This is a genomic window from Streptomyces sp. NPDC006294, assembly GCF_042870895.1.
GTDB lineage: Bacteria > Actinomycetota > Actinomycetes > Streptomycetales > Streptomycetaceae > Streptomyces.
In genome coordinates, this window is sequence record NZ_JBIAHV010000005.1 from 367,709 (window position 1) to 389,578 (window position 21,870).

The window sequence follows — 21,870 nt, forward strand, 5'->3', positions numbered from 1 at the left end:
TAACACCTCACCGGTCTCATTGACAGGAACCCCATGAGCGACACTTCCTCCCCCTTCGGCTTCGAGCTCGTGCGGCGTGGTTACGACCGCGGTCAGGTGGACGACCGCATTACCAAACTCGTCGCCGACCGTGATAGTGCTCTGGCCCGAATCACCTCTCTGGAAAAGCGCATCGAGGAGCTCCACCTCGAGACGCAGAACGCCCAGGCCCAGGTCAGCGACGCCGAGCCGTCGTACGCCGGTCTCGGTGCGCGTGTCGAGAAAATCCTCCGTCTCGCGGAGGAGGAGGCGAAGGACCTGCGCGAGGAGGCCCGTCGCGCCGCCGACCAGCACCGTGAGCTCGCAGAGTCCGCCGCCCAGCAGGTGCGCAACGACGCCGAGTCGTTCGCCTCCGAGCGCAAGGCCAAGGCCGAGGACGAGGGCGTCCGCATCGTCGACAAGGCCAAGGGCGAGGCGCAGACGCTGCGCAGCGAGGCGCAGAAGGACGCGCAGTCCAAGCGCGAGGAGGCCGACGCGCTCTTCGAGGAGACCCGCGCCAAGGCCGCCCAGGCCGCCGCGGACTTCGAGACGAACCTCGCCAAGCGCCGCGAGCAGTCGGAGCGCGACCTGGCGTCGCGTCAGGCCAAGGCCGAGAAGCGCCTGGCCGAGATCGAGCACCGTGCCGAGCAGCTGCGCCTCGAGGCGGAGAAGCTGCGTACGGACGCGGAGCGCCGCGCCCGTCAGACGGTGGAGACGGCGCAGCGCCAGGCCGAGGACATCGTGGCCGACGCGAACGCCAAGGCCGACCGGATCCGCAGCGAATCGGAGCGCGAGCTGGCGGCGCTGACCAACCGCCGCGACTCCATCAACGCCCAGCTGACCAACGTCCGCGAGATGCTGGCGACGCTCACGGGCGCCGCTGTGGCCGCGGCGGGCACGCCCGCCGACGAGGAGCCCGTCTCCCGCGGCGTCCCGGCGCAGCAGACGCGCTGACGCCTTCCGGCTCGTGTCGCTCACACGGATGCCCGGTGCCTTTCGGCGCCGGGCATCCGTGCGTCCGCGCGGAACCGGCCCTCAAGTTGGGGGGAACAGGGTGGCGCGGCCCCGGCGGCGCCCGTAGCGTGAACGCATGATCGAGCTCGAGGGACTCACCAAACGCTTCGGTACGAAGGTCGCCGTCGACCATCTCTCGTTCAAGGTCCGCCCCGGCGTGGTGACCGGCTTCCTCGGCCCCAACGGCGCGGGCAAGTCCACCACGATGCGCATGATGCTCGGCCTGGACAACCCCACCGGTGGACGGGTCCGGATCGACGGGAAGCACTACCGGGACCTGGACGAGCCGCTGAAGTACATCGGCGCGCTGCTCGACGCCAAGGCGATGCACGGCGGCCGCAGCGCGTACAACAACCTGCTCTGCCTCGCGCAGTCGAACCGGATCCCGGAGCGCCGGGTCGGTGAGGTGCTCGACCTGGTCGGGCTGACGCCGGTGGCGCGGAAGAAGTCCAAGGGTTTCTCGATGGGGATGGGCCAGCGGCTGGGAATCGCCTCCGCGCTGCTGGGCGATCCGGAGATCCTGATGTTCGACGAACCGGTCAACGGCCTGGACCCCGAGGGAATTCACTGGATCCGCAATCTGATGAAAACCCTCGCGCAGGAAGGCCGGACGGTCTTCGTCTCCTCTCACTTGATGAGTGAAATGGCCCTGACCGCGGACCACTTGATCGTCATCGGGCAGGGCAAGCTGCTCGCCGACACCTCCATGGCCGATTTCATTCACGAGAACTCCCGCAGCTATGTCCGGGTGCGCTCGCCGCAGCAGGAACAGTTGCGGGACCTGCTGCACGCCGCCGGCATGACGGCCGTCGAGACCGGCAGCGGCACGCTGGAGATCGACGGCGCGAGCACGGAGCAACTCGGCGAGCTGGCGGCCGAGCACCGGATCGTGCTGCATGAGCTCAGCGCCCAGCGGGCCTCGCTGGAGGAGGCGTTCATGCAGATGACGGCGGGCTCGGTGGAGTACCACGCGCACTCCGGCCCCGAGGCCTTCGACACCGCGCACGTGCCACCGCCGGACGCCGCCGCCCACCCCGCCGGCCAGGGCGCCCCCCAGTGGGCCCCGCGCGACAAGGGAGCCTGACCGATGGCCTCGACACCCGCCGTCCTGCGGTCCGAGTGGACCAAGATCCGTACGGTCGCGTCGACGCGCTGGACGCTGATCAGCGCGCTCGCCGTGACGGTCGCGATGAGCGCGGCCCTGTGCGCGCTGATGAACGCGACGTTCGATGACCTGCCCCCGGCCGAGCGGCTGACCTTCGACCCGACGTTGGTCAGCTTCTCCGGGATGGTGCTCGGACAGCTCGCGATGGTCGTCTTCGGGGTGCTCGTCGTCGGCACCGAGTACAGCTCCGGCATGATCCGCACCTCGCTGGCCGCGGTGCCGCAGCGCGCCGCCTTCATCTTCAGCAAGATCGCCGTGGCGGGGCTGCTGGCGCTGGCGGTGGGGATGGCGACCAGCTTCCTCACCTTCTTCCTCGGCCAGGCGCTGCTCGGTGAGCACCGCACGTCGATCGGCGAGGAGAACGTGCTGCGGGCCGTCGTCGGCGGCGGCCTCTACATGGGCCTGATCGCGCTCTTCTCGATGGGCGTCGCCACGATGCTGCGCAGTTCGATGCTGTCGCTGGGCATCCTGATGCCGTTCTTCTTCCTGGTCTCGCAGATCCTCGCCGCGGTGCCCGGCGCCAAGGACGTCGCGCGCTACTTCCCCGACCAGGCCGGCTCGAAGATCATGCAGGTGGTCCCGAACGCGATGAACAGCGGGGAGTCGCCGTACGGTCCATGGGCGGGCCTCGGCATCATGGTCGTCTGGGTCGTCGCGGCGCTGGCGGGCGGCTTCCTCGTACTGAAGAAGCGCGACGCGTAGGCCGCCCGCGCGACGTGCGGACCCGTCCGGCGGACCGGTTCCCGGCCGGGGTGACCGAGGCCCCATCGTTACGCCTTCGCCGAAACCGCCGTGCCCCGGTTATCCTCCTAGCACTTACGGGGGCGTACGGCTGCACTGCCTGTGCCCCGACGACCCGAAAGTCGATGGGGCTGCAGAATGATCGAGGCAGTCGGCCTGACGAAGCGCTACGGCGCCAAGACGGCCGTGTACAACCTTTCCTTCCAGGTGCGGCCGGGGGCCGTCACCGGCTTCCTCGGCCCCAACGGCGCCGGCAAGTCCACCACGATGCGCATGATCCTCGGCCTGGACCGTCCGACGTCGGGGCAGGTGACGATCGAGGGCCGCCCCTTCCGGCAGCTGCCGAACGCGCCCCGCCAGGTCGGCGCCCTGCTCGACGCCAAGGCCGTGCACGGCGGCCGCAGCGCCCGCAACCATCTGCTGTCGCTCGCGCAGCTCTCCGGCATCCCGGCGCGCCGGGTCGACGAGGTGCTCGGCGTGGTCGGCCTGCACGACGTCGCCCGCAAGCGGTCCAAGGGCTTCTCGCTCGGCATGGGCCAGCGGCTCGGCATCGCCGCCGCACTGCTGGGCGACCCGAAGGTGCTGCTCTTCGACGAGCCGGTCAACGGCCTCGACCCCGAGGGCATCCTGTGGGTCCGCAACCTCATGAAGCGGCTGGCCTCCGAGGGCCGGACGGTCTTCGTCTCCTCGCACCTGATGAGCGAGATGGCGCTGACCGCCGACCACCTGATCGTGATCGGCCGCGGCCAGCTCATGGCCGACATGAGCGTGAAGGACTTCATCTCGCACAACTCGGCGGACTTCGCCCGGGTGCGCACGCCGCAGACGGAGCCCCAGCAGCGCGAGAAACTGCTCTCGGCGCTGACCGAGGCGGGCGGCCAGGTGCTGTCCGAGCCCGACGGCGCGCTGCGGGTGACCGGGCTGGCGCTGCCGCGCATCAGCGACGTGGCGCACGAGGCGGACGTCCGGCTGTGGGAGCTCTCGCCGCACCAGGCCTCGCTGGAGGAGGCGTACATGCGGATGACGCAGGGCGCGGTGGACTACCGCTCCACCGCGGACGAGAAGTCGGGCCTGATGCAGCAGTCGCCGATGGGGTACGTCCCGCCGCAGCCGCACGTCCCCGATGTGCCGCAGCAGGGCTTCTACGCCCCGCCGCCTCCCCAGCCCGGCCAGAACCCGTACGCGGCGCCGGCGGCGCCCTCCGCTCCGGACGCCCCCGCCGCTCCCCCGGCCGCCGCCCCCGCCGACCTGACCAAGCCCGAGGACGCCCGATGAGCACCCCGCACCAGCAGCCCGGTTCGTACGCCTCGCCGATCCCGGTGCGCGGGGCCCACCTCGGTGACGCGCTCGCCTCCGAGTGGACGAAGATCCGTTCCGTGCGCTCCACGATCTGGACGCTGAGCGTGATGATCGTGCTCGTGCTCGGCATCGGTCTCGCGGTCGCCGCGCTGGTCTCCGCGGCCGGGGAGTCCGCGGACCTGGGCGATGAGTCCGTGCTCGGCATGGGCTTCTTCGGCGTACTGCCCGGCTCCATCTGCGTGATGACCCTGGGCGTGCTCACCATCTCGTCCGAGTACGGCACCGGCATGATCCGCACCACGCTGACGGCCTGCCCGAGCCGGGGCCGGGTGCTGGCCGCCAAGGCGATGGTGTTCTTCCTGCTCGTCTTCGCCCTCACGACGGTGACGGCCGGGCTGACGGCCGTCATGCAGAACGCGATGGTGGACGCCGGGGAGCCGACCGGCGCCGAGTGGCTGCGCGCCACCGTCGGCGTGGGCCTCTACATCGCCTCGCTCGGGCTGCTCTCCCTGGCCGTGGGCGCGATGCTGCGGCACTCGGCGGGTGCGATCACCACCATGATCGGTCTGATGCTGCTGCCGCTGGTGGCCGCCATGTTCATGTTCACGCAGTCCCTGGAGGACGTGCAGAACTTCCTGCTCGAGTGGGCGATCCCGAGCCAGCTCATCGGCATCTACGGCGAGGCGGCGGCCGGCGGGGAATCCGGTGCGACCGGCTGGGTGCCCGTGTGGATCATGCTCGGCGTCTCGCTCACGGCCCTCGTCGGGGCGTACGCGACGATGAGCAGCCGCGACGTGTGAGCCCGGCGCGGTTCAGTACCGCGGCGCGTTCCGGGACCGCTGCACCTTCGTGGTGCGGCGGTCCTTCGCGTTCCAGCACGCCTTGTGCCAGTGGCGCCGGTCGTCGACCCCTCCGTGGTCGGGCCAGGCGACCACGTGCGGCATGCCGGAGGGGATCTCCTGGTCGCATCCAGGGCACCGGTATCTCTTGCCGGCGGCATTTGCCCCGGCGACGTGGCGCACCGACCAGTCCTCGCCCTGCCAGGACTCGCTGCTCCCGAACCCGCCGTACCGGTCGGCTGTGTCGCCTGCTCGCTGAGTCGGCTTCTCGCCGCCTCGGGGGCGGTTGCGGCGCGGGGACACGGGACACCTCACGGGGCGGGACGGGACAGTTGCCCGTCAAGCGTACGGTCCCGGGGACCGGTGGCCGTCCCACGGCGGGGGCAGCCGCCCGCCCCATCAGGAGCAGTTACCGGAAAATCGCAAGAACTTCGCGAGCGGCCGTGCCTTTGGCACGTGTCAGGCGTTGTTGCCTGTGGGGGAGTGACGCGTCGGCCGCAAGGAGGCAGAAGGCGATGCGCGTTGGAACGTTCGTACTGGCGGCACAGTTCCCGGGACAGGGGCAGGGGGAGACACTGCACCGAGCGGTGCGCACCGCCGAGCTGACGGAGGAAGCGGGGCTGGACGCGGTGTGGCTGGCAGAGCACCACTTCGTACCGTACGGGGTGTGCCCGTCCGCGGTGACGCTCGCGGCGCTGCTGCTCGGCCGCACCCGGCGAATCCAGGTGGGCACCGCGGTGAGCGTGCTGCCGACCGCGCACCCCGTGGCGCTCGGCGAGCAGACCGCGCTGCTCCACCTCACCTCCGGCGGACGGTTCGTGCTCGGGGTGGGGCGCGGCGGCCCGTGGGTCGATCTGGAGGTCTTCGGCACCGGGACGGCGGCCTACGACAAGGGCTTCCCGGAATCCCTGGACCTGCTGCTGCGCTGGCTGCGCGAGCCACGGGTCGGCGCGGACGGCGAGCGGTTCGCCTTCCGGGAGGTCGCGGTCGTCCCCCGGCCCGACGAGCTGATCGACGGGCCGCCGGGCGGACCCGAGGTCGTCGTCGCGTGCACGTCCCCGAAGAGCGTCGGGCTGGCGGCGGAGCGCGGGCTGCCGATGCTTCTCGGCATGCACTGCGGCGACGAGGACAAGGCGGACATGATCGCCCTGTGGCGCAGGCAGGCGCTCGCGGCGGGGCACTGCCCCGACCGGGTCCGGGCGGCCGGCCATGTGTCGGCCGGCGTCGTCCAGATCGCCGACCGCGCCGACGAGGCCACGGAGACCCTCGTCAAGGCGATGCCGGGCTGGCTGAAGCAGGGGCTGGACGCGCATGTGACGGTCGACGGCCGGCACCGCGCGATGCGCGACCCCGTCGCGTACACGGAACTGCTCTGCTCGCTGCATCCGGTGGGGCCGCCGCGGCTGGCCGCGGACCGCCTCGCGGCGACCGCGGAGCGCACCGGCATCACCCGCTTCGCGCTGCTCGCCGAGGGCTCCGGCGACCTCGCCGCCACCGAGGAGAACGTACGACGGCTGGGCGCGGAGGTACTGCCGCTGCTCGGCTGAATCCCTTGGATGCCTCGTCATGTCGAAGGTCAGGTGCCGCCGCTCCGACACCGGTCGACGGTCCCTCGGTGCGGAGCGGCAGCAGAAGACTTCAGCAGTCGCGCAGTTCGGGCGACTGATTGAGCAACTGTCCCCGGATCGAGGTGAAGCGGGCGAGCCGCTCGTCGACCGAGGAGTCCAGCGGGAACACCGCGACGCGGTGGCAGTTCTGGAATGCCAGACGCACTCCGAAGTGCCGCTGAAGCGCTCCGCGAATGGCGTCACTCGCGAGTGCGCGCAGCAGCTGACCACGTGCCTGCTCGTCCGGCGGAGGCGTCTGGTTGTCGGCGAACTCGCCGCCGTCCACCTTCAGCTGAGCCACCAGAGAACTGATCATCTCCCATGCGTAGGGCAGGGAGGTCCGGACGCAGTCGACGAAAGCTGCTTCGTCGACCTCGCCTCGCTCGGCCTGTTCCAACAGCGCCGGTGAGACGTCGAGCGACATGGGTTCTCCTCTCGCGGCCCCGCGAAACGGGGCCTTACGGGCAGGGAAGGAGGAAGCAGACCGAACGACGGCATACCAATGCTGTACGGCGACGCAGAGTGCACGGCCGACAACCTCCCGTCTTCCACGGTAAGTGCGCCGACTTGAGCGCACCAGGAGATTGGGAACACAACCGGCCAAATAACGAGGGGCGCTTACGGGGCGAATCGCGCGGTGTGGCGTGAGTCGAGTAGCGTTGCGGACCATGCGTCTCGTCATCGCCCGCTGCTCCGTGGACTACGCCGGCCGGCTCACCGCCCACCTGCCCTCCGCCCCTCGTTTGATCCTGGTCAAGGCGGACGGCAGCGTCTCGATCCACGCCGACGACAGGGCATACAAACCGCTGAACTGGATGTCCCCTCCCTGCACTTTGAAGGAGGGCGACGACAGCGTCTGGACCGTGGTGAACAAAGCGGGCGAGAAACTGATCATCACGATGGAAGAAATCCTCCACGACTCGTCCCACGAGCTCGGCGTCGATCCCGGACTCATCAAGGACGGCGTGGAAGCGCACCTCCAGGAGCTTCTCGCCGACCGGATCGAGACACTTGGCGAGGGATACAGCCTCATCCGCCGCGAGTACCCCACGGCCATCGGCCCGGTCGACATCCTCTGCCGGGACTCCGACGGCGCGACGGTGGCGGTCGAGATCAAGCGCCGCGGCGAGATCGACGGCGTCGAGCAGCTCACCCGCTACCTCGACCTCCTCAACCGCGACCCCCACCTGGCGCCGGTGAAGGGCGTCTTCGCGGCCCAGGAGATCAAACCCCAGGCCCGCGTCCTGGCGACGGACCGGGGCATCGGCTGCGTGGTCCTCGACTACGACGCGATGCGCGGCATCGAGGACGACAAACTCCGTCTGTTCTGACGCCACCGGGCCGGCCCGGGCGAGCGCCTTGTGCCCGGCCCAGGGGCCGCGTCGCGCCCGCCGTGCCCTCGCGACGGCCTGCGGCGAGGGCTCCTGCCCTGGCCCGGGGCCGGTCCCGTCCACGGGTGCGGTGCCGCGCGCGACTGGGGTCGTGGGGAGAGGTGGCCACGCCCACGGCTCCGCCGGCTCGGGTCGGCCCACCGGCGGCTGTGCCACGCGACGACAGAGGCACTTCTCAAAGCGCCGGCGCGGCCGGTCCGCTGCGGTCGCCCGCGCCGATGGTGGAGCACCGACCCGGTGGAAGGCTCGGATCACCCACGTGAGCAGGGCTGTCCAAGCGCCCGGGCGCGGCGCCGCCGACGCCCGGAGCGGCAAGGTCCGGGGCCCGCCTTCGGCCGGCGGCCGGGCCCCGGAACCGCGGCTGCCCGCCGCGAGTACGGACCACGGACACGGGGCAGGGCCGCAGGGTCCGCGGCGCAGTGCGGCCGCACCGCTGCAGGACCTGGGCGGGCGCGGCACGCAGCCGCCCGCTGCGGGGTCAGGGGCGCAGCCCTCGGTCCCGCAGGACTCAGGGCAGGGGCGGGGTGGGGGATCCAGCCGCCGCAGCGACCCCGCGCATCAGATGACCGACGCGCGCGGGGACTCCGGCGTGCTGCTCCCGGTCATGGACGCCTCCGTGGAGCCGGAGGGGGCCGCTGCCGTGTCGCTCTCCGCGGGCGGGGGCTCGTCCGTCGCCGTTTCGCTCGGCTGCGGGCTCTCCGGGGGCGTGGGGTCCGGAGACTCCGCAGGCGGGGTCGTCGGCGGCTTCGGGCTGGTCGGTGGCTTGGGGCTCGTCGTCGACTTCGGTGGAGACTTCGTCTCCGACGGGCTTCCCGGGCGGGTCGGGCTCGGGGACGGGCTCTGTCCCGGGGCCGGGGCGCGGTCCGTCGTGGACGGCCGGATGGTCGGGGTCGCGGAGTCCGTCGGCTTCTTCGGGTCGTCCTCGTCCCCCGACGGGTCGTCGGACGGGTCGGCCGTGGGCTCCTCCGCGGTCCAGTCGTCGTCGACGTCGACGTCGTCCTCGTTCACGTTCTGGCCGTTGCGTACCCCGCCGGGCGGCTCCTCCTGGTCGGAGGTCATGCCCAGCGTGACCACCGTGCCGAGGACCGCCGCGAGCAGCGTGCCCGCGCCCGCCGCGACCAGGTTGCGGCGGGCGCCGCCGAGCAGGGCGGCCATGCGCCGCTCCCCCGGCCGCTCCGCGGGACCGTCCGAGGAGACCACCTCGACCGGCGCGGACAGCCGCTGCGTCAGCGGCAGCGCCGGCACTCCCCGAGGGGGAGAGACGGGTCCGTCGCCCAGCGCGACGGGCGGCACGGGCGCCGGCCCGGACTCGCGGTCGGCGACGAGGGCGAGCGCCCGGCGCCCCGCGACGGTGCCGCTCTTGTCGGCGAGCGCGCCGCGCATGCCTATCGACGTCTCGAGTTCCGCACGGGCCCGGTCCAGACTGCCGGTGCAGAGCGCGAGGATGCCCAACTCGTGGTGGAAGTACGCCTCTTCGGCGACCTCTCCGGCGATCCGGGCGGCCTCGGAGCCCACCCGCAGGGCGCGCTCCCACCCGGTCCAGTGCCGTCCGGCCGCGAACGCGGGCGCGGCGCTGCGGGCGAGCAGCACCGCCGTGCTGGGGTGGCCCGACTCCCGGCCCGGCACCAGCGCGCTGAGCGCGGCCAGGACGGCGTCCGCCTCGGCGACGGCCCGCTCGGGCGTGACGGAGGGGTGTCCGGCCCACCAGGCGTAGTGCTGGGCGGCGGTGTGGGCGTGGCCCACCGTGTCCTCGTCGTAGCCCTTCTCGCGGAGCTGGGCCATCACGCCGGCTGCCAGCCGGTAGCGCGGGCCGGCCGGGGAGAGCAGTCCGCAGTTCATCAGTTCGCCGAGCGCGGCGTCCGCGTGGGTGTCGCCGACGAGCGCCGGCAGATGCGCCTGGTGCGGGATCTCGCCGCCGAGGGCGACGGCGATGCGCAGGGTCCGCCGGGCGGAGTCGCTGAGCCGGGAGGCGAGCAGCGCGGCGGGCGCCGCCCCTTCGCCGAGCGTCGGCAGGGGTACGTCCTTGCCCCCGGCCGCCGCGAACGGCGCGAACTCCTCGAATGCCTCCGGGTCCGCCCGCAGCTCGTCGCACTGGCGCAGCAGCGCGGCGGCCTGGATGAACCGCAGCGGCAGGCCCTCCGACTCGAACCAGAGGTCGCCCGCCCAGTTGGACTCGTCCTCGGTCAGCGGCCGGTCCACGGTCTGCTGGAGCAGGTCGAGCGCGGCGGCGCGGCCGAGGCCGCTGAGGAAGACCTCTTCGAGGTGGGAGTCGGCGGTCGGCGCGGGCACGTCCGGGGTGGCGGCCACGAGGAAGGCGCATTCCGGGGCGGCGACGAGCAGTTCGTCGAGGCCCGCGCCGCCGAACTCGAGGTCGTCGAGGACGACGACGGCGCCGATGTCGCGTACGAAACCGGCGAGCGCGTTCCGGTCGGGGCGGTGCCCGGGCGCGTCGTAGACGACCGCGAACAGGTCCTGGATCAGCTCGGCGGGGGTGCGGTGGCAGCCGTTGAGGCGTACGACGCCGTCCGGCGCGAAGTCGCCGCACTCCGCGGCGACGGCGTCGAGCAGTGCGGTGCGGCCGGAGCCGGACGGGCCGGTGAGCCGGACGGAGCGGCCGCGCCCGAGGAGCCGTACGAGCCGTTCCCGCTCCTCGTCGCGCTCCAGCAGCGGCGGCCTGGGCGCGGCCGGGCCGGGGGGCACCGGCGGCTGCGCGGCGCGGAGGAGTTCGGCGCGGTCGGCGGCGCTGCGGCGGGTGGGACGGCCGGGCTGTTCGCCGGGCGGGCAGGGTTCGATCTCGCTGCCGTCGACGGGGTTGACGGTGAGCAGGAAGTCGCCGGAGACGAGTTGGACGGTGCGCCGGGGCGCGGACGTGGCCTGCGCGGGCGTGATGGCGTCGCGTGGCGGCCGTGCCGGTCCGGTGCCCTCGCCGAAGCTGTCGTTGTCCATCGTCAAAGCTCCCAGATAAGGTTCGCTCGGCCTGCCGCCGCCAAGATCACTGCGCTCCTGGTGCCGAGGCCGCGTGCGGTGCCCTCCCGGCCTTCCCGCACGCTTCGCCGCCTCGGTCCGGAGCCCGCCTCAGGGGCGTGTCGACGGGCGTGTCGAAAGGGCGGGCGATCGAACCCTAGACGTTCGCCACTGATCGCGAAACCTTCGGGGTGCTTCCCGGTCCCTGACGTCACGGTCTCGGGAGGATTGCGCGGCTCGCCCGGTTGCTGCCCCGCTCGCACCTGTCGGGCCGATTCATCCGACCCGCCGCCGCCCGCACCCCGGCATCCGCACCCCGCCGGTTGCCGCGCTCAGGAGCGGGCGGCCGGCGTCAGACCCGCGGCAGCGACTCCGCCGCGAGGCCGCCCTCGATGGCGAGGATGCGGTGCAGCCGGGTGGCCACGAGCAGCCGCTGCATCTGCGGCGGCACCCCGCGCAGCACCAGCCGGCGGCCGCACCGGCCGGCCCGCCGGTGCGCGCCCATGATGACCCCGAGCCCGGTGGCGTCCCAGGAGTCGAGGTGGGTCAGGTCGAGCACCAGGTCGCCGGCGCCGTCGTCGACGGCCGAGTGCAGGACCGTACGGGCGTCCGCCGCGCTGCGGACGTCGAGGCGGCCCCCGACGACCAGCTCGGCATGGTCGCCCCTGATGTGCATATGCGCTCCCCGAGTTTGCTCGCAGTGCCCCGTGTCGACCCGTGTCCACTGTGCGGCCGGCTGTTCTTCTTCTCTTCTCCGTCTTGCAACAACTGACTGCCGCATAGGCGGAGGGGTTGCTACTTGTAAGCGAACCGATACCGAATTCACCCCGGCGGGTGATACCGAACCGGTTGATAACGCCGGTGGCGACGTCAGTGCTTGTAGAAGCCCTGCCCGCTCTTGCGCCCGATGTCACCGGCGTCCACCATCCGGCGCATCAGCTCCGGCGGCGCGAACTTCTCGTCCTGCGACTCGGTGTAGATGTTGCTCGTGGCGTGCAGCAGGATGTCGACGCCCGTCAGGTCGGCGGTGGCGAGCGGTCCCATGGCGTGCCCGAAGCCCAGCTTGCAGGCGATGTCGATGTCCTCGGCGGTCGCGACGCCCGATTCGTACAGCTTCGCGGCCTCGACGACGAGCGCCGAGATGAGGCGGGTGGTGACGAAGCCCGCGACGTCACGGTTGACCACGATGCAGGTCTTGCCGACCGACTCGGCGAACTCCCGCGTGGTGGCGAGGGTTTCGTCGCTCGTCTTGTAGCCGCGCACCAGCTCGCAGAGCTGCATCATCGGTACGGGCGAGAAGAAGTGGGCGCCGACGACGCGCTCCGGACGCTCCGTCACGGCCGCGATCTTGGTGATCGGGATGGCGGAGGTGTTGGAGGCGAGGACGGCGTCGTCCCGTACCAGCTTGTCGAGCGCGCGGAAGATCTCGTGCTTGACCTCGAGCTTCTCGAAGACCGCCTCGACGACGATGTCCGCGTCGGCGACGGCGTCCAGGTCGGTCGTGGTGGTGATGCGCGCCAACGCCGCCTCGGCGTCGGCGGCTTCGAGCCTCCCCTTGGAGACGAACCTGTCGTAGGACGCCTTGATGCCGTCCTTGCCGCGGGTCAGAGCCTCGTCGGTCACATCACGCAGTACGACGTCCCAGCCCGCCTGGGCGGAGACCTGCGCGATTCCGGAACCCATGAGTCCGGCACCGATGACGGCGAGCTTCCTGGCCACTACGGCACTCCTTAACGGCCCCGAGGGCCTTAACGACTGTTTACATGTGCGCTCTCTGCCGGAGATTAGCGTCCGTGAGGCGCCCGTGTGACCGCTAAGAGATGCGCGTCACGTCCCACATGGCGGACATCACACCGGGACGGGCCGCGAAGGCCCCGGGACGGCCGGTTCCGCGACGCACGCCGTGACGGCCGGCACACGTGCCCGCCGCCGGGCCGTGGCGTAACTAGGCTGGCGGCATGGTCAATCTGACGCGTATCTACACCCGTACCGGCGACCAGGGCACCACCGCCCTCGGCGACATGAGCCGCACCGCCAAGACCGATCTGCGGATCTCCGCGTACGCCGACGCCAACGAGGCCAACGCGGTCATCGGCTCGGCCATCGCGCTGGGAAAGCTGGACGAGGAGGTCGTGAAGGTCCTCGTCCGGGTGCAGAACGACCTGTTCGACGTGGGCGCGGACCTGTCCACACCGGTCGTGGAGAACCCGGAGTACCCGCCGCTGCGGGTCGAGCAGAGCTACGTCGACAAGCTGGAGGCCGACTGCGACCACTTCCTGGAGCAGCTGGAGAAGCTGCGCAGCTTCATCCTCCCGGGCGGCACGCCGGGCGCCGCGCTGCTGCACCAGGCGTGCACCGTCGTACGGCGCGCGGAGCGCTCGACGTGGGCGGCCATGGAGGTGCACGGCGAAACGATGAACGCGCTGACGGCGACGTACCTCAACCGCCTCTCCGACCTCCTGTTCATCCTGGCCAGGGTGGCGAACAAGGAGGTCGGGGACGTGCTGTGGGTGCCCGGCGGGGAGCGCTAACCACGCTCGACGCGGGCCGGTTCGCGCTCGGCGGCGGGGGCCGGGGCCTTCTTCGGCCAGATCGCGTAAGTCAGCGCGATCAGGCCGTGGATGCCGGCCACGCGCCACGCGCCGTACATCCAGTCCCGCAGCGACTGGCTCTGCCCCGCGTCGCCCACGTACCAGATCGCGATCTGCAGCAGAGCCGTCGCGACGGCCGCGGCCACCAGCGTGCCGAGCCAGACCCTGCCCTCGTGCCGGGCGCGGGCCATGCCGTGGCGCGGCGGCTTCATCGGGGGCGGGCCGCCGGCGAGGCGATGGGCGGCGTGGCCGTCGAGCCACTTGACGGTGCGGTGGCCGTGGCCGGCCGTGTAGCCGATGTACAGCGCGGCCAGGCCGTGCTTCCAGCTCGGATCCGCGCCGTTCTTCAGGTCGATCGCCGTGACCACCAGCAGCAGGACCTCCAGCAGCGGTTCGCACAACAGCAGCGCGGCGCCGGTGCGGGGCATCTTCAGCAGGTAGCGGACGGCGAGGCCGGCGGCCAGCAGCACCCAGAAGCCGATCTCGCAGAGCACGATCAGCGTGACGATCACGTCAGCTCTCCCTTCGTACGGTTCCAGCGTGTCGTGAGGCGCGGGCGGATTCGTCGTCGGCGGTGACGAGGTGCGACTGCATCGTTGGATGTACTGAGGGCTCACCCCGTACGCCGAGGCGGCGGGGCGGCGGGGCCGTGTTTGATGGTCGGGTGACGCTCCCCCGCCCCCACCGTGACGACGTGCTCATCGCGGCCGCCGGCCTGCTCGGGGGCCTGCTGCTGTGGGCGCTCGGGCTCCACACCAACGGGCACCTGGCCCCGCTGCCGGCCTGGGTGGCGCTGCTTCCGCTGGCGGTGATGTCCGGGCTGGAGCTGCTGCGCCGGACGAAGCCCGCCGTGGCCCTGACCGCCGGCACCGCCGCGGTCGTGCTGGACCCGTTCACGCCGGGCAGCATCGTGACCCTGCTGATGTTCGCGGACGTCGTGTACGCCGCGGTCGTCTACGGCACTCCCGCGTCGGCCCGCCGGATCCCGGTCACCACCGGGATGATCACCATCGCGGTGACCATCGGCTTCCTGGCCTGGCTGCGGGAGCCCGTCGCCCTGCTGGTCGGCCTGGTGACCGCGATGGTGTCGTTCGGTCCCGCCACCACCGGCGCCATCGTGCGCAACCACCGGGAGGCGGCGAACGCGGCGCGGCTGCGGGCCGAGCAGACCGCGCTGCTGGCGGAGATGGACCGTACCCAGGCGATCGCGGCCGAGCGCGCCCGGATGGCCCGGGAGCTGCACGACCTGGTCGCGGGCCACCTCTCCGCGATCGCGATCCACTCGACGGCGGCGCTGTCGCTGGACGACGGGGCGACGAGCAGGCAGGCGCTGACCGTGATCCGGGAGAACAGCGTCGAGGGGCTCGCCGAGATGCGCCGGCTGATCGGACTGCTGCGCGACAGCAGCGGCGACATGGAGCCTGCCGCCGCGCCCACCCTGGCCGGCCTGGACGCGCTGGTGGAGCAGGCACGGACGAACGGCCTGCAGAGCGGGCTGCGCTTCGTCCTGCACGACGACCGGGAGAGCGGCACCCGGCTGCCGGCGCCCGTGGAGCTCGCGGCCTACCGCGTCGTCCAGGAGTCGCTGACCAACGCGATCAAGCACGCGGAGGCCGGCGAGGTGCGCGTCGAGGTCTCCCGGCCGCCGGGCGGTGCGCTGCGGGTGACGGTGACCAGCCCGTTCGGGCGGCGCCCCGGGCCCCGCGCGCCGGGGTCGGGCGCCGGACTGGTGGGCATGGAGGAGCGAGTGGCGCTGCTGGACGGGACGTTCGAGGCGGGCCCGGCCCCGGGCCCCGACGGCGGTCCGGAGAAGATCTGGTGCGTACGGGCGGTACTGCCCGTGGTGAACGACGAGGAGCCCTCTGCATGACGGCGGAAGCGGACACCGGGCGCGACGCGCCGCCGATCCGGGTGCTGGTCGCGGAGGACCAGGGCGCGGTACGGGCAGGACTGGTCCTGATCCTGGGGAGCGCGCCGGACATCGCAGTCGCCGGGGAGGCCGCGGACGGCGAGGAGGCGGTGCGCCTCGCCCGCGAACTGCGCCCGGACGTGGTGCTGATGGATGTTCAGATGCCCCGGCTGGACGGGGTGTCCGCGACCCGCCAGGTGGTCGCGGAGGGGCTGGCCGACGTGCTGGTGCTGACCACCTTCGACCTGGACGAGTACGTCTTCGGGGCGCTGCGCGCGGGGGCGGCCGGCTTTCTGCTGAAGAACACCGAGGCGGGTGATCTGCTGCGGGCAGTGCGGACGGTGGCGGCCGGTGAGGGGCTGATCGCCCCGGCTGTGACCCGGCGGCTGATCGCGGAGTTCGCGGCGCCACGGGCCGTACGGTCGGCCGGCGCCGCGGACCCCGCGGTGCTGGAGGCGCTGACGCGGCGGGAGCGCGAGGTGCTGTCGTGCCTGGGCCAGGGACTGTCGAACGCGGAGATCGCGGAGCGGCTGTCGATGGCCGAGGCCACGGTGAAGACGCACGTCAGCAGGTTGCTGGGGAAGCTGGAGCTGCGCAGCAGAGTGCAAGCGGCGGTGCTGGCTCAGGAGTTGGGCGTCTGACGCTCCAGCGGGCAGCAGGGGCGACACCTTTGGTCTGGACCTATTGACGATTGGTCCAGACCACCCTAATCTCCACCCAGCATGCCTCGACGAGCCACGCGGTGTGCGCCAGTGCATGGACCACCCCTGACATGTCCGCACTCAACTCGAGGAGCATCCTTGAGCACTCAAGCGCCACCAACCCCCCGCACGAGACCGAGGTTCACAGCCAGGGCCACCGCCGGCCTGACCGCGTTGCTCCTGCCTCTCGCCGCCATGGTGGGCCTCGCCTCACCGGCGCAGGCGGCCACCTCGGCGACCGCCACGTACGTCAAGTCCGCCGACTGGGGCACCGGTTTCGAGGGCAAGTGGACGGTGAAGAACACCGGCACCACGACGATCAGCTCCTGGGCGGTCGAGTGGGACTTCCCCTCCGGCACCAAGGTCACCTCCGCCTGGGACGCCACGGTCACCAACTCCGGCGACCACTGGACCGCCAAGAACAGCGGCTGGAACGGCACGCTCTCCCCCGGCGCCTCCGTCTCCTTCGGCTTCAACGGCAGCGGCACCGGCTCGCCGTCCAACTGCAAGCTGAACGGCGCCTCCTGCGACGGCGGCAGCGTCCCCGGTGACAACCCGCCCTCCGCCCCCGGCACCCCCACGGCCTCCGACATCACCGACACCTCGGTGAGGCTGAGCTGGAGCGCGGCCACCGACGACAACGGCGTCAAGAACTACGACGTCCTGCGCGACGGCGCCAAGGTCGCCACGGTGACCGGCACCACGTACACCAACACGGGCCTGACGGCCGGCACCGACTACTCGTACACGGTCCAGGCCCGCGACACCGCGGACCAGACCGGAGCGGTCAGCGGCGCGGTCGCGGTCCGCACCACCGGCGGCGACGACGGTGGCGGCGGCCCCGGCCCGGGCTCGAAGGTCAAGCTGGGCTACTTCACGAACTGGGGCGTCTACGGGCGCAACTACCACGTCAAGAACCTGGTGACCTCCGGCTCGGCCGCGAAGATCACGCACATCAACTACGCCTTCGGCAACGTCAGCGGCGGCAAGTGCACCATCGGTGACGCCTACGCCGACTACGACAAGGCGTACACCGCGGACCAGAGCGTCGACGGCAAGGCCGACACCTGGGACCAGCCGCTGCGCGGCAACTTCAACCAGCTGCGCAAGCTCAAGGCGCAGTACCCGCACATCAAGGTGCTGTGGTCGTTCGGCGGCTGGACCTGGTCCGGCGGCTTCGGCCAGGCCGTGCAGAACCCGGCCGCCTTCGCCCAGTCCTGCTACGACCTGGTGGAGGACCCGCGCTGGGCCGATGTCTTCGACGGCATCGACCTGGACTGGGAGTACCCGAACGCCTGCGGTCTGACCTGCGACACCTCCGGTCCGGCGGCCTTCAAGAACATGATGCAGGCCATGCGTGCCAAGTTCGGTGCGAACAACCTGGTCACGGCGGCGGTCACGGCGGACGCCAGCAACGGCGGCAAGATCGACGCGGCCGACTACGGCGGCGCCGCGCAGTACCTCGACTGGTACAACGTGATGACGTACGACTTCTTCGGCGCCTGGGCCAAGGACGGTCCGACGGCCCCGCACTCGCCGCTCACCTCGTACCCGGGCATCCCGCAGGCGGGCTTCAACTCGGCCGAGGCGATCGCCAAGTTCAAGTCGAAGGGCGTGCCGTCGGCGAAGCTGCTGCTCGGCATCGGCTTCTACGGACGCGGCTGGACCGGTGTGACCCAGTCCGCGCCGGGCGGCACGGCCACGGGCGCGGCCCAGGGCACGTACGAGGCGGGCATCGAGGACTACAAGGTCCTCAAGAACACCTGCCCGGCCACCGGAACCGTCGCGGGCACGGCGTACGCGCACTGCGGCACCAACTGGTGGAGCTACGACACCCCGGCGACCGTCACCTCCAAGATGAACTGGGCGAACAACCAGGGACTCGGAGGCGCGTTCTTCTGGGAGTTCAGCGGTGACACGGCCAACGGCGAGCTGGTCGGCGCGATCAACAGCGGCCTCCAGTAAGCCAGGGGCCCACTGACGGCGAAGCCCGGGAAAGTCACCTCTCCCGGGCTTCGTCACGCACGCTCATACGGCCCGGTGCAACGTCACCCGGTCCGGCGGGGCTGTGTCACCCGGTCCGGCTGGGCTGTGTCACCCGGTCCGGCGGGGGCGTCGTCACGCCACATTGACCCTCTGGCCGGGCGGCGCCGCCTCCAGCCAGGCGAGGAAACCGGTCAGCGCGTCCTCGCTCATCGCCAGCTCCAGCCGCGTCCCGCGGTGCAGACACGCGAGCACGACCGCGCCGGCCGGCAGCGCCAGCTCCTCCTCGCCCTCGGGCGTGCGGCGCGCCAGCACCTCGATCGCCGAGCGCTCCAGGACACGACGGGGGCGCGGGGCGTACGAGAAGATCCGGAACCACTCGACCCGGTCCCCGTTGTACCGCGCGACGCCGTACACCCAGCCCTTGCCGGAGACGTCCTGCCCCTCCGGGATGTTCCAGCGGAGGCTGCAGTCGAAGGTGCCGCCGGACCGCTGGATCAGCCTCCTGCGCAGTCCGAAGACGAACAGCCCGACCACCACCAGGGCGACAACGCAACCGCTCACAAGCAGAGCGAGGACCATCTCCACCGACCTCCTCGCATCGTCCCGTAACCGAATATCACGTGCACCCGCATCGCCTCAGCCGCGGCACGGCCCGGAGGAGATCCGGGCCGGCCGCGGCTGAGGGACAAACCTATCCGCGGAGTCGGTGCGACTAGCGCACCGCCACCGCACGCAGACGGACGTCGGCGCGCCGCTCGGCGGCGGCGTCCGTGTCCGACTTGGCGCGCTCCAGCGCACGCTCGGCGCGCTGGACATCGATCTCGTCCGACAGCTCGGCGATCTCCGCCAGCAGCGACAGCTTGTTGTCCGCGAACGAGAGGAATCCGCCGTGCACCGCGGCGACGACAGTTCCACCCTCACTCGTACGGATGGTCACCGGGCCCGACTCCAGCACACCGAGCAGCGGCTGGTGACCGGGCATGACGCCGATGTCGCCGGACGTGGTGCGCGCGACGACCAGGGTGGCCTCGCCGGACCAGACACTGCGGTCCGCGGCGACCAGCTCGACGTGCAGCTCAGCAGCCAAGGTTGGCTCCTCGGGTCACCACCCGGCGGTCATGCCGGGTGTTGGGTCATAAGTCTAATGGGGCGCGGGATGCGGAAGCGTCCCGGCCCGCCCCCGGCGCAGGACCGGGGTCGGGGGATCGGTCCCCCGGAGGTGGAGCGAGAGGCGGACCGAAGGGGGCGGGACGCGCCCGCCCCCTTCAGCCGAGTCGCCGGCTCAGGAGACGCCGAGTTCCTTGGCGTTCGCCTTGAGGTCCTCGATGCCACCGCACATGAAGAACGCCTGCTCGGGGAAGTGGTCGTACTCACCGTTGCAGATCGCGTTGAACGCGGAGATCGACTCGTCGAGCGGCACGTCCGAACCGTCCACGCCGGTGAACTGCTTGGCGACGTGGGTGTTCTGGGACAGGAAGCGCTCCACGCGACGGGCACGGTGGACAACCAGCTTGTCCTCCTCGCCCAGCTCGTCGATACCGAGAATCGCGATGATGTCCTGGAGGTCCTTGTACTTCTGCAGAATCCCCTTGACCCGCGTGGCGGTGTCGTAGTGCTCCTGCGTGATGTAGCGCGGGTCCAGGATCCGGGACGTGGAGTCCAGCGGGTCCACGGCCGGGTAGATGCCCTTCTCGGAGATCGGACGGGAGAGAACCGTCGTCGCGTCGAGGTGGGCGAAGGTGGTGGCCGGGGCCGGGTCGGTCAGGTCGTCCGCGGGGACGTAGATCGCCTGCATCGAGGTGATCGAGTGGCCACGCGTCGACGTGATGCGCTCCTGCAGCAGACCCATCTCGTCGGCCAGGTTCGGCTGGTAACCCACCGCGGACGGCATACGGCCGAGCAGGGTGGACACCTCGGAGCCGGCCTGGGTGTACCGGAAGATGTTGTCGATGAAGAAGAGCACGTCCTGCTTCTGCACATCGCGGAAGTACTCCGCCATGGTCAGACCGGCCAGGGCGACACGGAGACGGGTGCCCGGGGGCTCGTCCATCTGACCGAAGACCAGGGCGGTCTTGTCGATGACGCCCGACTCGCTCATCTCCTCGATGAGGTCGTTGCCCTCACGGGTACGCTCACCGACGCCCGCGAACACCGACACACCCTCGTGGAGGTTGGCGACGCGGTAGATCATTTCCTGGATCAGCACGGTCTTGCCGACACCGGCACCACCGAACAGACCGATCTTTCCACCCTTGACGTACGGGGTGAGAAGGTCGATGACCTTGACGCCGGTCTCGAACATCTCGGTCTTCGACTCGAGCTGGTCGAAGCTCGGGGCCTTGCGGTGGATCGGCCAGCGCTCGGTGGCGTTGCCGTTCTCCTCGGGGACGTTCAGCACCTCACCGAGCGTGTTGAACACCTTGCCCTTGGTGAAGTCACCGACGGGAACGGTGATGCCGTTGCCCGTGTCGGTCACCGGAGCCTGGCGGACCAGACCGTCGGTGGGCTGCATCGAGATCGCACGGACCACACCGTCGCCCAGGTGCTGGGCGACCTCGAGGGTCAGCGTCTTGAGCGCGCCCTCCAGAGCCGGGTCGGCGACCTGGACGGTCAGCGCGTTGTAGATCTCCGGCATTGCGTCGACGGGGAACTCCACGTCGACGACCGGGCCGATGACCCGGGCGACGCGGCCCGTGGCAGCGGCCGTCTCAACTGTCGTCGTCATTACTTGTCACTCCCCGCGGTCGCGTCGGCCAGGGCGCTGGCTCCACCGACGATCTCGCTGATTTCCTGGGTGATTTCGGCCTGGCGGGCCGCGTTGGCAAGCCGGCCGAGACTCTTGATGAGCTCTCCGGCGTTGTCGGTCGCCGACTTCATCGCGCGGCGGGTGGCGGCGTGCTTGGAAGCAGCCGCCTGGAGCAGCGCGTTGTAGATCCGGCTCTCGACGTAGCGCGGCAGGAGGGCGTCGAGGACGTCCTCGGCCGACGGCTCGAAGTCGAACAGCGGAAGGATCTCGTCCTTCTTGGCCGTCTCCTCCTTCGCCTGCTCGAGGCTGAGGGGCAGCAGCCGGTTCTGCACCGGCGTCTGCGTCAGCATCGAGACGAACTCGGTGAAGACGATGTGGAGCTCGTCCACACCACCCTCGGCCGTGTCCTTCTCGATCGCCGCGATCAGCGGGGCCGCGACCATCTTGGCGTCCGCGTACGTCGGGTTGTCGGTGAAGCCCGTCCACGACTCCGTGACCTTGCGCTCACGGAAGCCGTAGTACGACACGCCCTTGCGACCGACGATGTAGGCGTCGATCTCCTTGCCCTCGCCGCGGAGCCGCTCGGTGAGCTGCTCGGCCGCCTTGAGGGCGTTGGCGGAGTAGCCGCCGGCCAGACCGCGGTCGCTCGTGATGAGCAGGATCGCGGCCCGCGTCGGGTTCTCAGCCTCTGTGGTCAGGGCGTGATTCGTCGTCGACCCCGTCGCCACCGCGGTCACCGCACGGGTGAGCTCGGTCGCGTACGGCGTGGAGGCCGCCACCTGGCGCTGCGCCTTGACGATGCGCGAGGCGGCGATCATCTCCATCGCCTTGGTGATCTTCTTGGTCGCGGTGACGGATTTGATGCGACGCTTGTAGACCCGGAGCTGGGCTCCCATGAG

General features: G+C 71.2%; 21 protein-coding genes. 11 read left to right on the forward strand and 10 right to left on the reverse strand.

From position 1 onward, the window contains the following. Positions 1-33: 33 nt before the first annotated feature. The 5 genes from ACFYOP_RS11460 to ACFYOP_RS11480 all read left to right on the forward strand — a co-directional run bounded on the left by ACFYOP_RS11460 (position 34) and on the right by ACFYOP_RS11480 (position 5,037). Positions 34-972 (forward strand): cellulose-binding protein, encoded by a 939-nt coding sequence (locus ACFYOP_RS11460; protein ID WP_356892674.1) that lies wholly within the window; start codon positions 34-36, stop codon positions 970-972. Positions 973-1,108: 136 nt separating this feature from the next. Then, complete coding sequence (locus ACFYOP_RS11465) at positions 1,109-2,116, forward strand: ATP-binding cassette domain-containing protein (RefSeq protein WP_356892672.1); 1,008 nt, start codon at positions 1,109-1,111, stop codon at positions 2,114-2,116. Positions 2,117-2,119: 3 nt separating this feature from the next. After that, on the forward strand, positions 2,120-2,899 hold the full coding sequence (locus ACFYOP_RS11470; protein ID WP_356892670.1) for an ABC transporter permease: 780 nt from the start codon (positions 2,120-2,122) through the stop codon (positions 2,897-2,899). 177 nt (positions 2,900-3,076) lie between these two features. After that, positions 3,077-4,213: an ABC transporter ATP-binding protein gene (locus ACFYOP_RS11475; RefSeq protein WP_356892668.1), complete on the forward strand. Its 1,137-nt coding sequence runs from the start codon at positions 3,077-3,079 to the stop codon at positions 4,211-4,213. Continuing rightward, positions 4,210-5,037: an ABC transporter permease gene (locus tag ACFYOP_RS11480; RefSeq protein ID WP_356892666.1), complete on the forward strand. Its 828-nt coding sequence runs from the start codon at positions 4,210-4,212 to the stop codon at positions 5,035-5,037. Before ACFYOP_RS11475 ends, ACFYOP_RS11480 begins: the two co-directional genes overlap by 4 nt. 12 nt (positions 5,038-5,049) lie before the next feature. On the opposite strand, the gene ACFYOP_RS11485 is transcribed toward ACFYOP_RS11480, so the two are convergent. After that, positions 5,050-5,379 carry an ATP/GTP-binding protein gene (locus ACFYOP_RS11485; protein WP_356892664.1) on the reverse strand — a complete coding sequence of 110 codons (330 nt, stop codon included), beginning with the start codon at positions 5,377-5,379 and terminating at the stop codon, positions 5,050-5,052. A gap of 212 nt (positions 5,380-5,591) precedes the next feature. On the opposite strand from ACFYOP_RS11485, the gene ACFYOP_RS11490 reads away from it, so the two are divergent. Next, positions 5,592-6,623 carry an LLM class flavin-dependent oxidoreductase gene (locus ACFYOP_RS11490; protein ID WP_356892662.1) on the forward strand — a complete coding sequence of 344 codons (1,032 nt, stop codon included), beginning with the start codon at positions 5,592-5,594 and terminating at the stop codon, positions 6,621-6,623. Positions 6,624-6,714: 91 nt separating this feature from the next. Here the strand turns inward: ACFYOP_RS11490 and ACFYOP_RS11495 are convergent, their stop codons facing one another. Next, complete coding sequence (locus ACFYOP_RS11495; RefSeq protein WP_100109179.1) at positions 6,715-7,107, reverse strand: SCO5389 family protein; 393 nt, start codon at positions 7,105-7,107, stop codon at positions 6,715-6,717. A 244-nt stretch (positions 7,108-7,351) separates the two neighbouring features. Here ACFYOP_RS11495 and nucS point away from each other — a divergent pair, with 244 nt between their 5' ends. Next, positions 7,352-8,014 carry an endonuclease NucS gene (nucS, locus tag ACFYOP_RS11500; protein ID WP_356892659.1) on the forward strand — a complete coding sequence of 221 codons (663 nt, stop codon included), beginning with the start codon at positions 7,352-7,354 and terminating at the stop codon, positions 8,012-8,014. Positions 8,015-8,632: 618 nt separating this feature from the next. Here the strand turns inward: nucS and ACFYOP_RS11505 are convergent. The 3 genes from ACFYOP_RS11505 to ACFYOP_RS11515 form a co-directional block, all read right to left on the reverse strand. Further along, on the reverse strand, positions 8,633-11,020 hold the full coding sequence (locus ACFYOP_RS11505) for an ATP-binding protein (protein WP_356892657.1): 2,388 nt from the start codon (positions 11,018-11,020) through the stop codon (positions 8,633-8,635). 370 nt (positions 11,021-11,390) lie between these two features. Continuing rightward, the gene (locus ACFYOP_RS11510; protein WP_018845393.1) at positions 11,391-11,714 is read right to left on the reverse strand and encodes an STAS domain-containing protein; all 324 of its coding nucleotides are present in this window, start codon (positions 11,712-11,714) and stop codon (positions 11,391-11,393) included. A gap of 194 nt (positions 11,715-11,908) precedes the next feature. Beyond that, complete coding sequence (locus ACFYOP_RS11515) at positions 11,909-12,757, reverse strand: 3-hydroxyacyl-CoA dehydrogenase family protein (protein ID WP_356892655.1); 849 nt, start codon at positions 12,755-12,757, stop codon at positions 11,909-11,911. 239 nt (positions 12,758-12,996) lie between these two features. Between ACFYOP_RS11515 and ACFYOP_RS11520 the strand changes: the two genes are divergently transcribed. Next, complete coding sequence (locus ACFYOP_RS11520; RefSeq protein WP_356892653.1) at positions 12,997-13,569, forward strand: cob(I)yrinic acid a,c-diamide adenosyltransferase; 573 nt, start codon at positions 12,997-12,999, stop codon at positions 13,567-13,569. On the opposite strand, the gene ACFYOP_RS11525 is transcribed toward ACFYOP_RS11520, so the two are convergent. Further along, positions 13,566-14,141 (reverse strand): hypothetical protein, encoded by a 576-nt coding sequence (locus tag ACFYOP_RS11525; RefSeq protein WP_356892651.1) that lies wholly within the window; start codon positions 14,139-14,141, stop codon positions 13,566-13,568. The two genes, ACFYOP_RS11520 and ACFYOP_RS11525, sit on opposite strands and share 4 nt — an antisense overlap. 152 nt (positions 14,142-14,293) lie before the next feature. Between ACFYOP_RS11525 and ACFYOP_RS11530 the strand changes: the two genes are divergently transcribed. From ACFYOP_RS11530 to ACFYOP_RS11540, 3 genes are all read left to right on the forward strand, one after another. Next, on the forward strand, positions 14,294-15,499 hold the full coding sequence (locus ACFYOP_RS11530; protein WP_356892649.1) for a histidine kinase: 1,206 nt from the start codon (positions 14,294-14,296) through the stop codon (positions 15,497-15,499). Beyond that, a complete protein-coding gene (locus ACFYOP_RS11535) occupies positions 15,496-16,179 on the forward strand; it encodes a response regulator transcription factor (RefSeq protein WP_356892647.1) in 684 nt (227 codons plus the stop codon). Before ACFYOP_RS11530 ends, ACFYOP_RS11535 begins: the two co-directional genes overlap by 4 nt. A 255-nt stretch (positions 16,180-16,434) precedes the next feature. Next, positions 16,435-18,204, forward strand: a complete 1,770-nt coding sequence (locus ACFYOP_RS11540; RefSeq protein WP_356892949.1) for a glycoside hydrolase family 18 chitinase — start codon at positions 16,435-16,437, stop codon at positions 18,202-18,204. A 153-nt stretch (positions 18,205-18,357) separates the two neighbouring features. Here ACFYOP_RS11540 and ACFYOP_RS11545 read toward each other — a convergent pair whose 3' ends face one another. From ACFYOP_RS11545 to ACFYOP_RS11560, 4 genes are all read right to left on the reverse strand, one after another. Further along, positions 18,358-18,804 carry a DUF2550 domain-containing protein gene (locus ACFYOP_RS11545; protein ID WP_356892645.1) on the reverse strand — a complete coding sequence of 149 codons (447 nt, stop codon included), beginning with the start codon at positions 18,802-18,804 and terminating at the stop codon, positions 18,358-18,360. A 133-nt stretch (positions 18,805-18,937) separates the two neighbouring features. Then, on the reverse strand, positions 18,938-19,312 hold the full coding sequence (locus ACFYOP_RS11550) for a F0F1 ATP synthase subunit epsilon (RefSeq protein WP_356892643.1): 375 nt from the start codon (positions 19,310-19,312) through the stop codon (positions 18,938-18,940). 195 nt (positions 19,313-19,507) lie between these two features. Further along, positions 19,508-20,950, reverse strand: a complete 1,443-nt coding sequence (gene atpD / locus ACFYOP_RS11555) for a F0F1 ATP synthase subunit beta (protein ID WP_356892641.1) — start codon at positions 20,948-20,950, stop codon at positions 19,508-19,510. Continuing rightward, positions 20,950-21,867, reverse strand: a complete 918-nt coding sequence (locus ACFYOP_RS11560) for a F0F1 ATP synthase subunit gamma (protein ID WP_356892639.1) — start codon at positions 21,865-21,867, stop codon at positions 20,950-20,952. Before ACFYOP_RS11560 ends, atpD begins: the two co-directional genes overlap by 1 nt. Positions 21,868-21,870: the final 3 nt, after the last annotated feature.

What these genes read in the sequence shown, in the direction of transcription:
- ACFYOP_RS11520 (WP_356892653.1), top strand. Translation starts at nt 12,997, where the DNA reads ATGGTCAATCTGACGCGTATCTACACCCGTACCGGCGACCAGGGCACC.
- ACFYOP_RS11540 (WP_356892949.1), top strand. Translation starts at nt 16,435, where the DNA reads ATGGTGGGCCTCGCCTCACCGGCGCAGGCGGCCACCTCGGCGACCGCC.
- ACFYOP_RS11490 (WP_356892662.1), top strand. Translation starts at nt 5,592, where the DNA reads ATGCGCGTTGGAACGTTCGTACTGGCGGCACAGTTCCCGGGACAGGGG.
- ACFYOP_RS11535 (WP_356892647.1), top strand. Translation starts at nt 15,496, where the DNA reads ATGACGGCGGAAGCGGACACCGGGCGCGACGCGCCGCCGATCCGGGTG.
- ACFYOP_RS11495 (WP_100109179.1), bottom strand. Translation starts at nt 7,107, where the DNA reads ATGTCGCTCGACGTCTCACCGGCGCTGTTGGAACAGGCCGAGCGAGGC.
- ACFYOP_RS11480 (WP_356892666.1), top strand. Translation starts at nt 4,210, where the DNA reads ATGAGCACCCCGCACCAGCAGCCCGGTTCGTACGCCTCGCCGATCCCG.
- atpD (WP_356892641.1), bottom strand. Translation starts at nt 20,950, where the DNA reads ATGACGACGACAGTTGAGACGGCCGCTGCCACGGGCCGCGTCGCCCGG.
- ACFYOP_RS11560 (WP_356892639.1), bottom strand. Translation starts at nt 21,867, where the DNA reads ATGGGAGCCCAGCTCCGGGTCTACAAGCGTCGCATCAAATCCGTCACC.
- ACFYOP_RS11505 (WP_356892657.1), bottom strand. Translation starts at nt 11,020, where the DNA reads ATGGACAACGACAGCTTCGGCGAGGGCACCGGACCGGCACGGCCGCCA.
- ACFYOP_RS11465 (WP_356892672.1), top strand. Translation starts at nt 1,109, where the DNA reads ATGATCGAGCTCGAGGGACTCACCAAACGCTTCGGTACGAAGGTCGCC.
- ACFYOP_RS11470 (WP_356892670.1), top strand. Translation starts at nt 2,120, where the DNA reads ATGGCCTCGACACCCGCCGTCCTGCGGTCCGAGTGGACCAAGATCCGT.
- ACFYOP_RS11475 (WP_356892668.1), top strand. Translation starts at nt 3,077, where the DNA reads ATGATCGAGGCAGTCGGCCTGACGAAGCGCTACGGCGCCAAGACGGCC.
- nucS (WP_356892659.1), top strand. Translation starts at nt 7,352, where the DNA reads ATGCGTCTCGTCATCGCCCGCTGCTCCGTGGACTACGCCGGCCGGCTC.
- ACFYOP_RS11510 (WP_018845393.1), bottom strand. Translation starts at nt 11,714, where the DNA reads ATGCACATCAGGGGCGACCATGCCGAGCTGGTCGTCGGGGGCCGCCTC.
- ACFYOP_RS11460 (WP_356892674.1), top strand. Translation starts at nt 34, where the DNA reads ATGAGCGACACTTCCTCCCCCTTCGGCTTCGAGCTCGTGCGGCGTGGT.
- ACFYOP_RS11545 (WP_356892645.1), bottom strand. Translation starts at nt 18,804, where the DNA reads ATGGTCCTCGCTCTGCTTGTGAGCGGTTGCGTTGTCGCCCTGGTGGTG.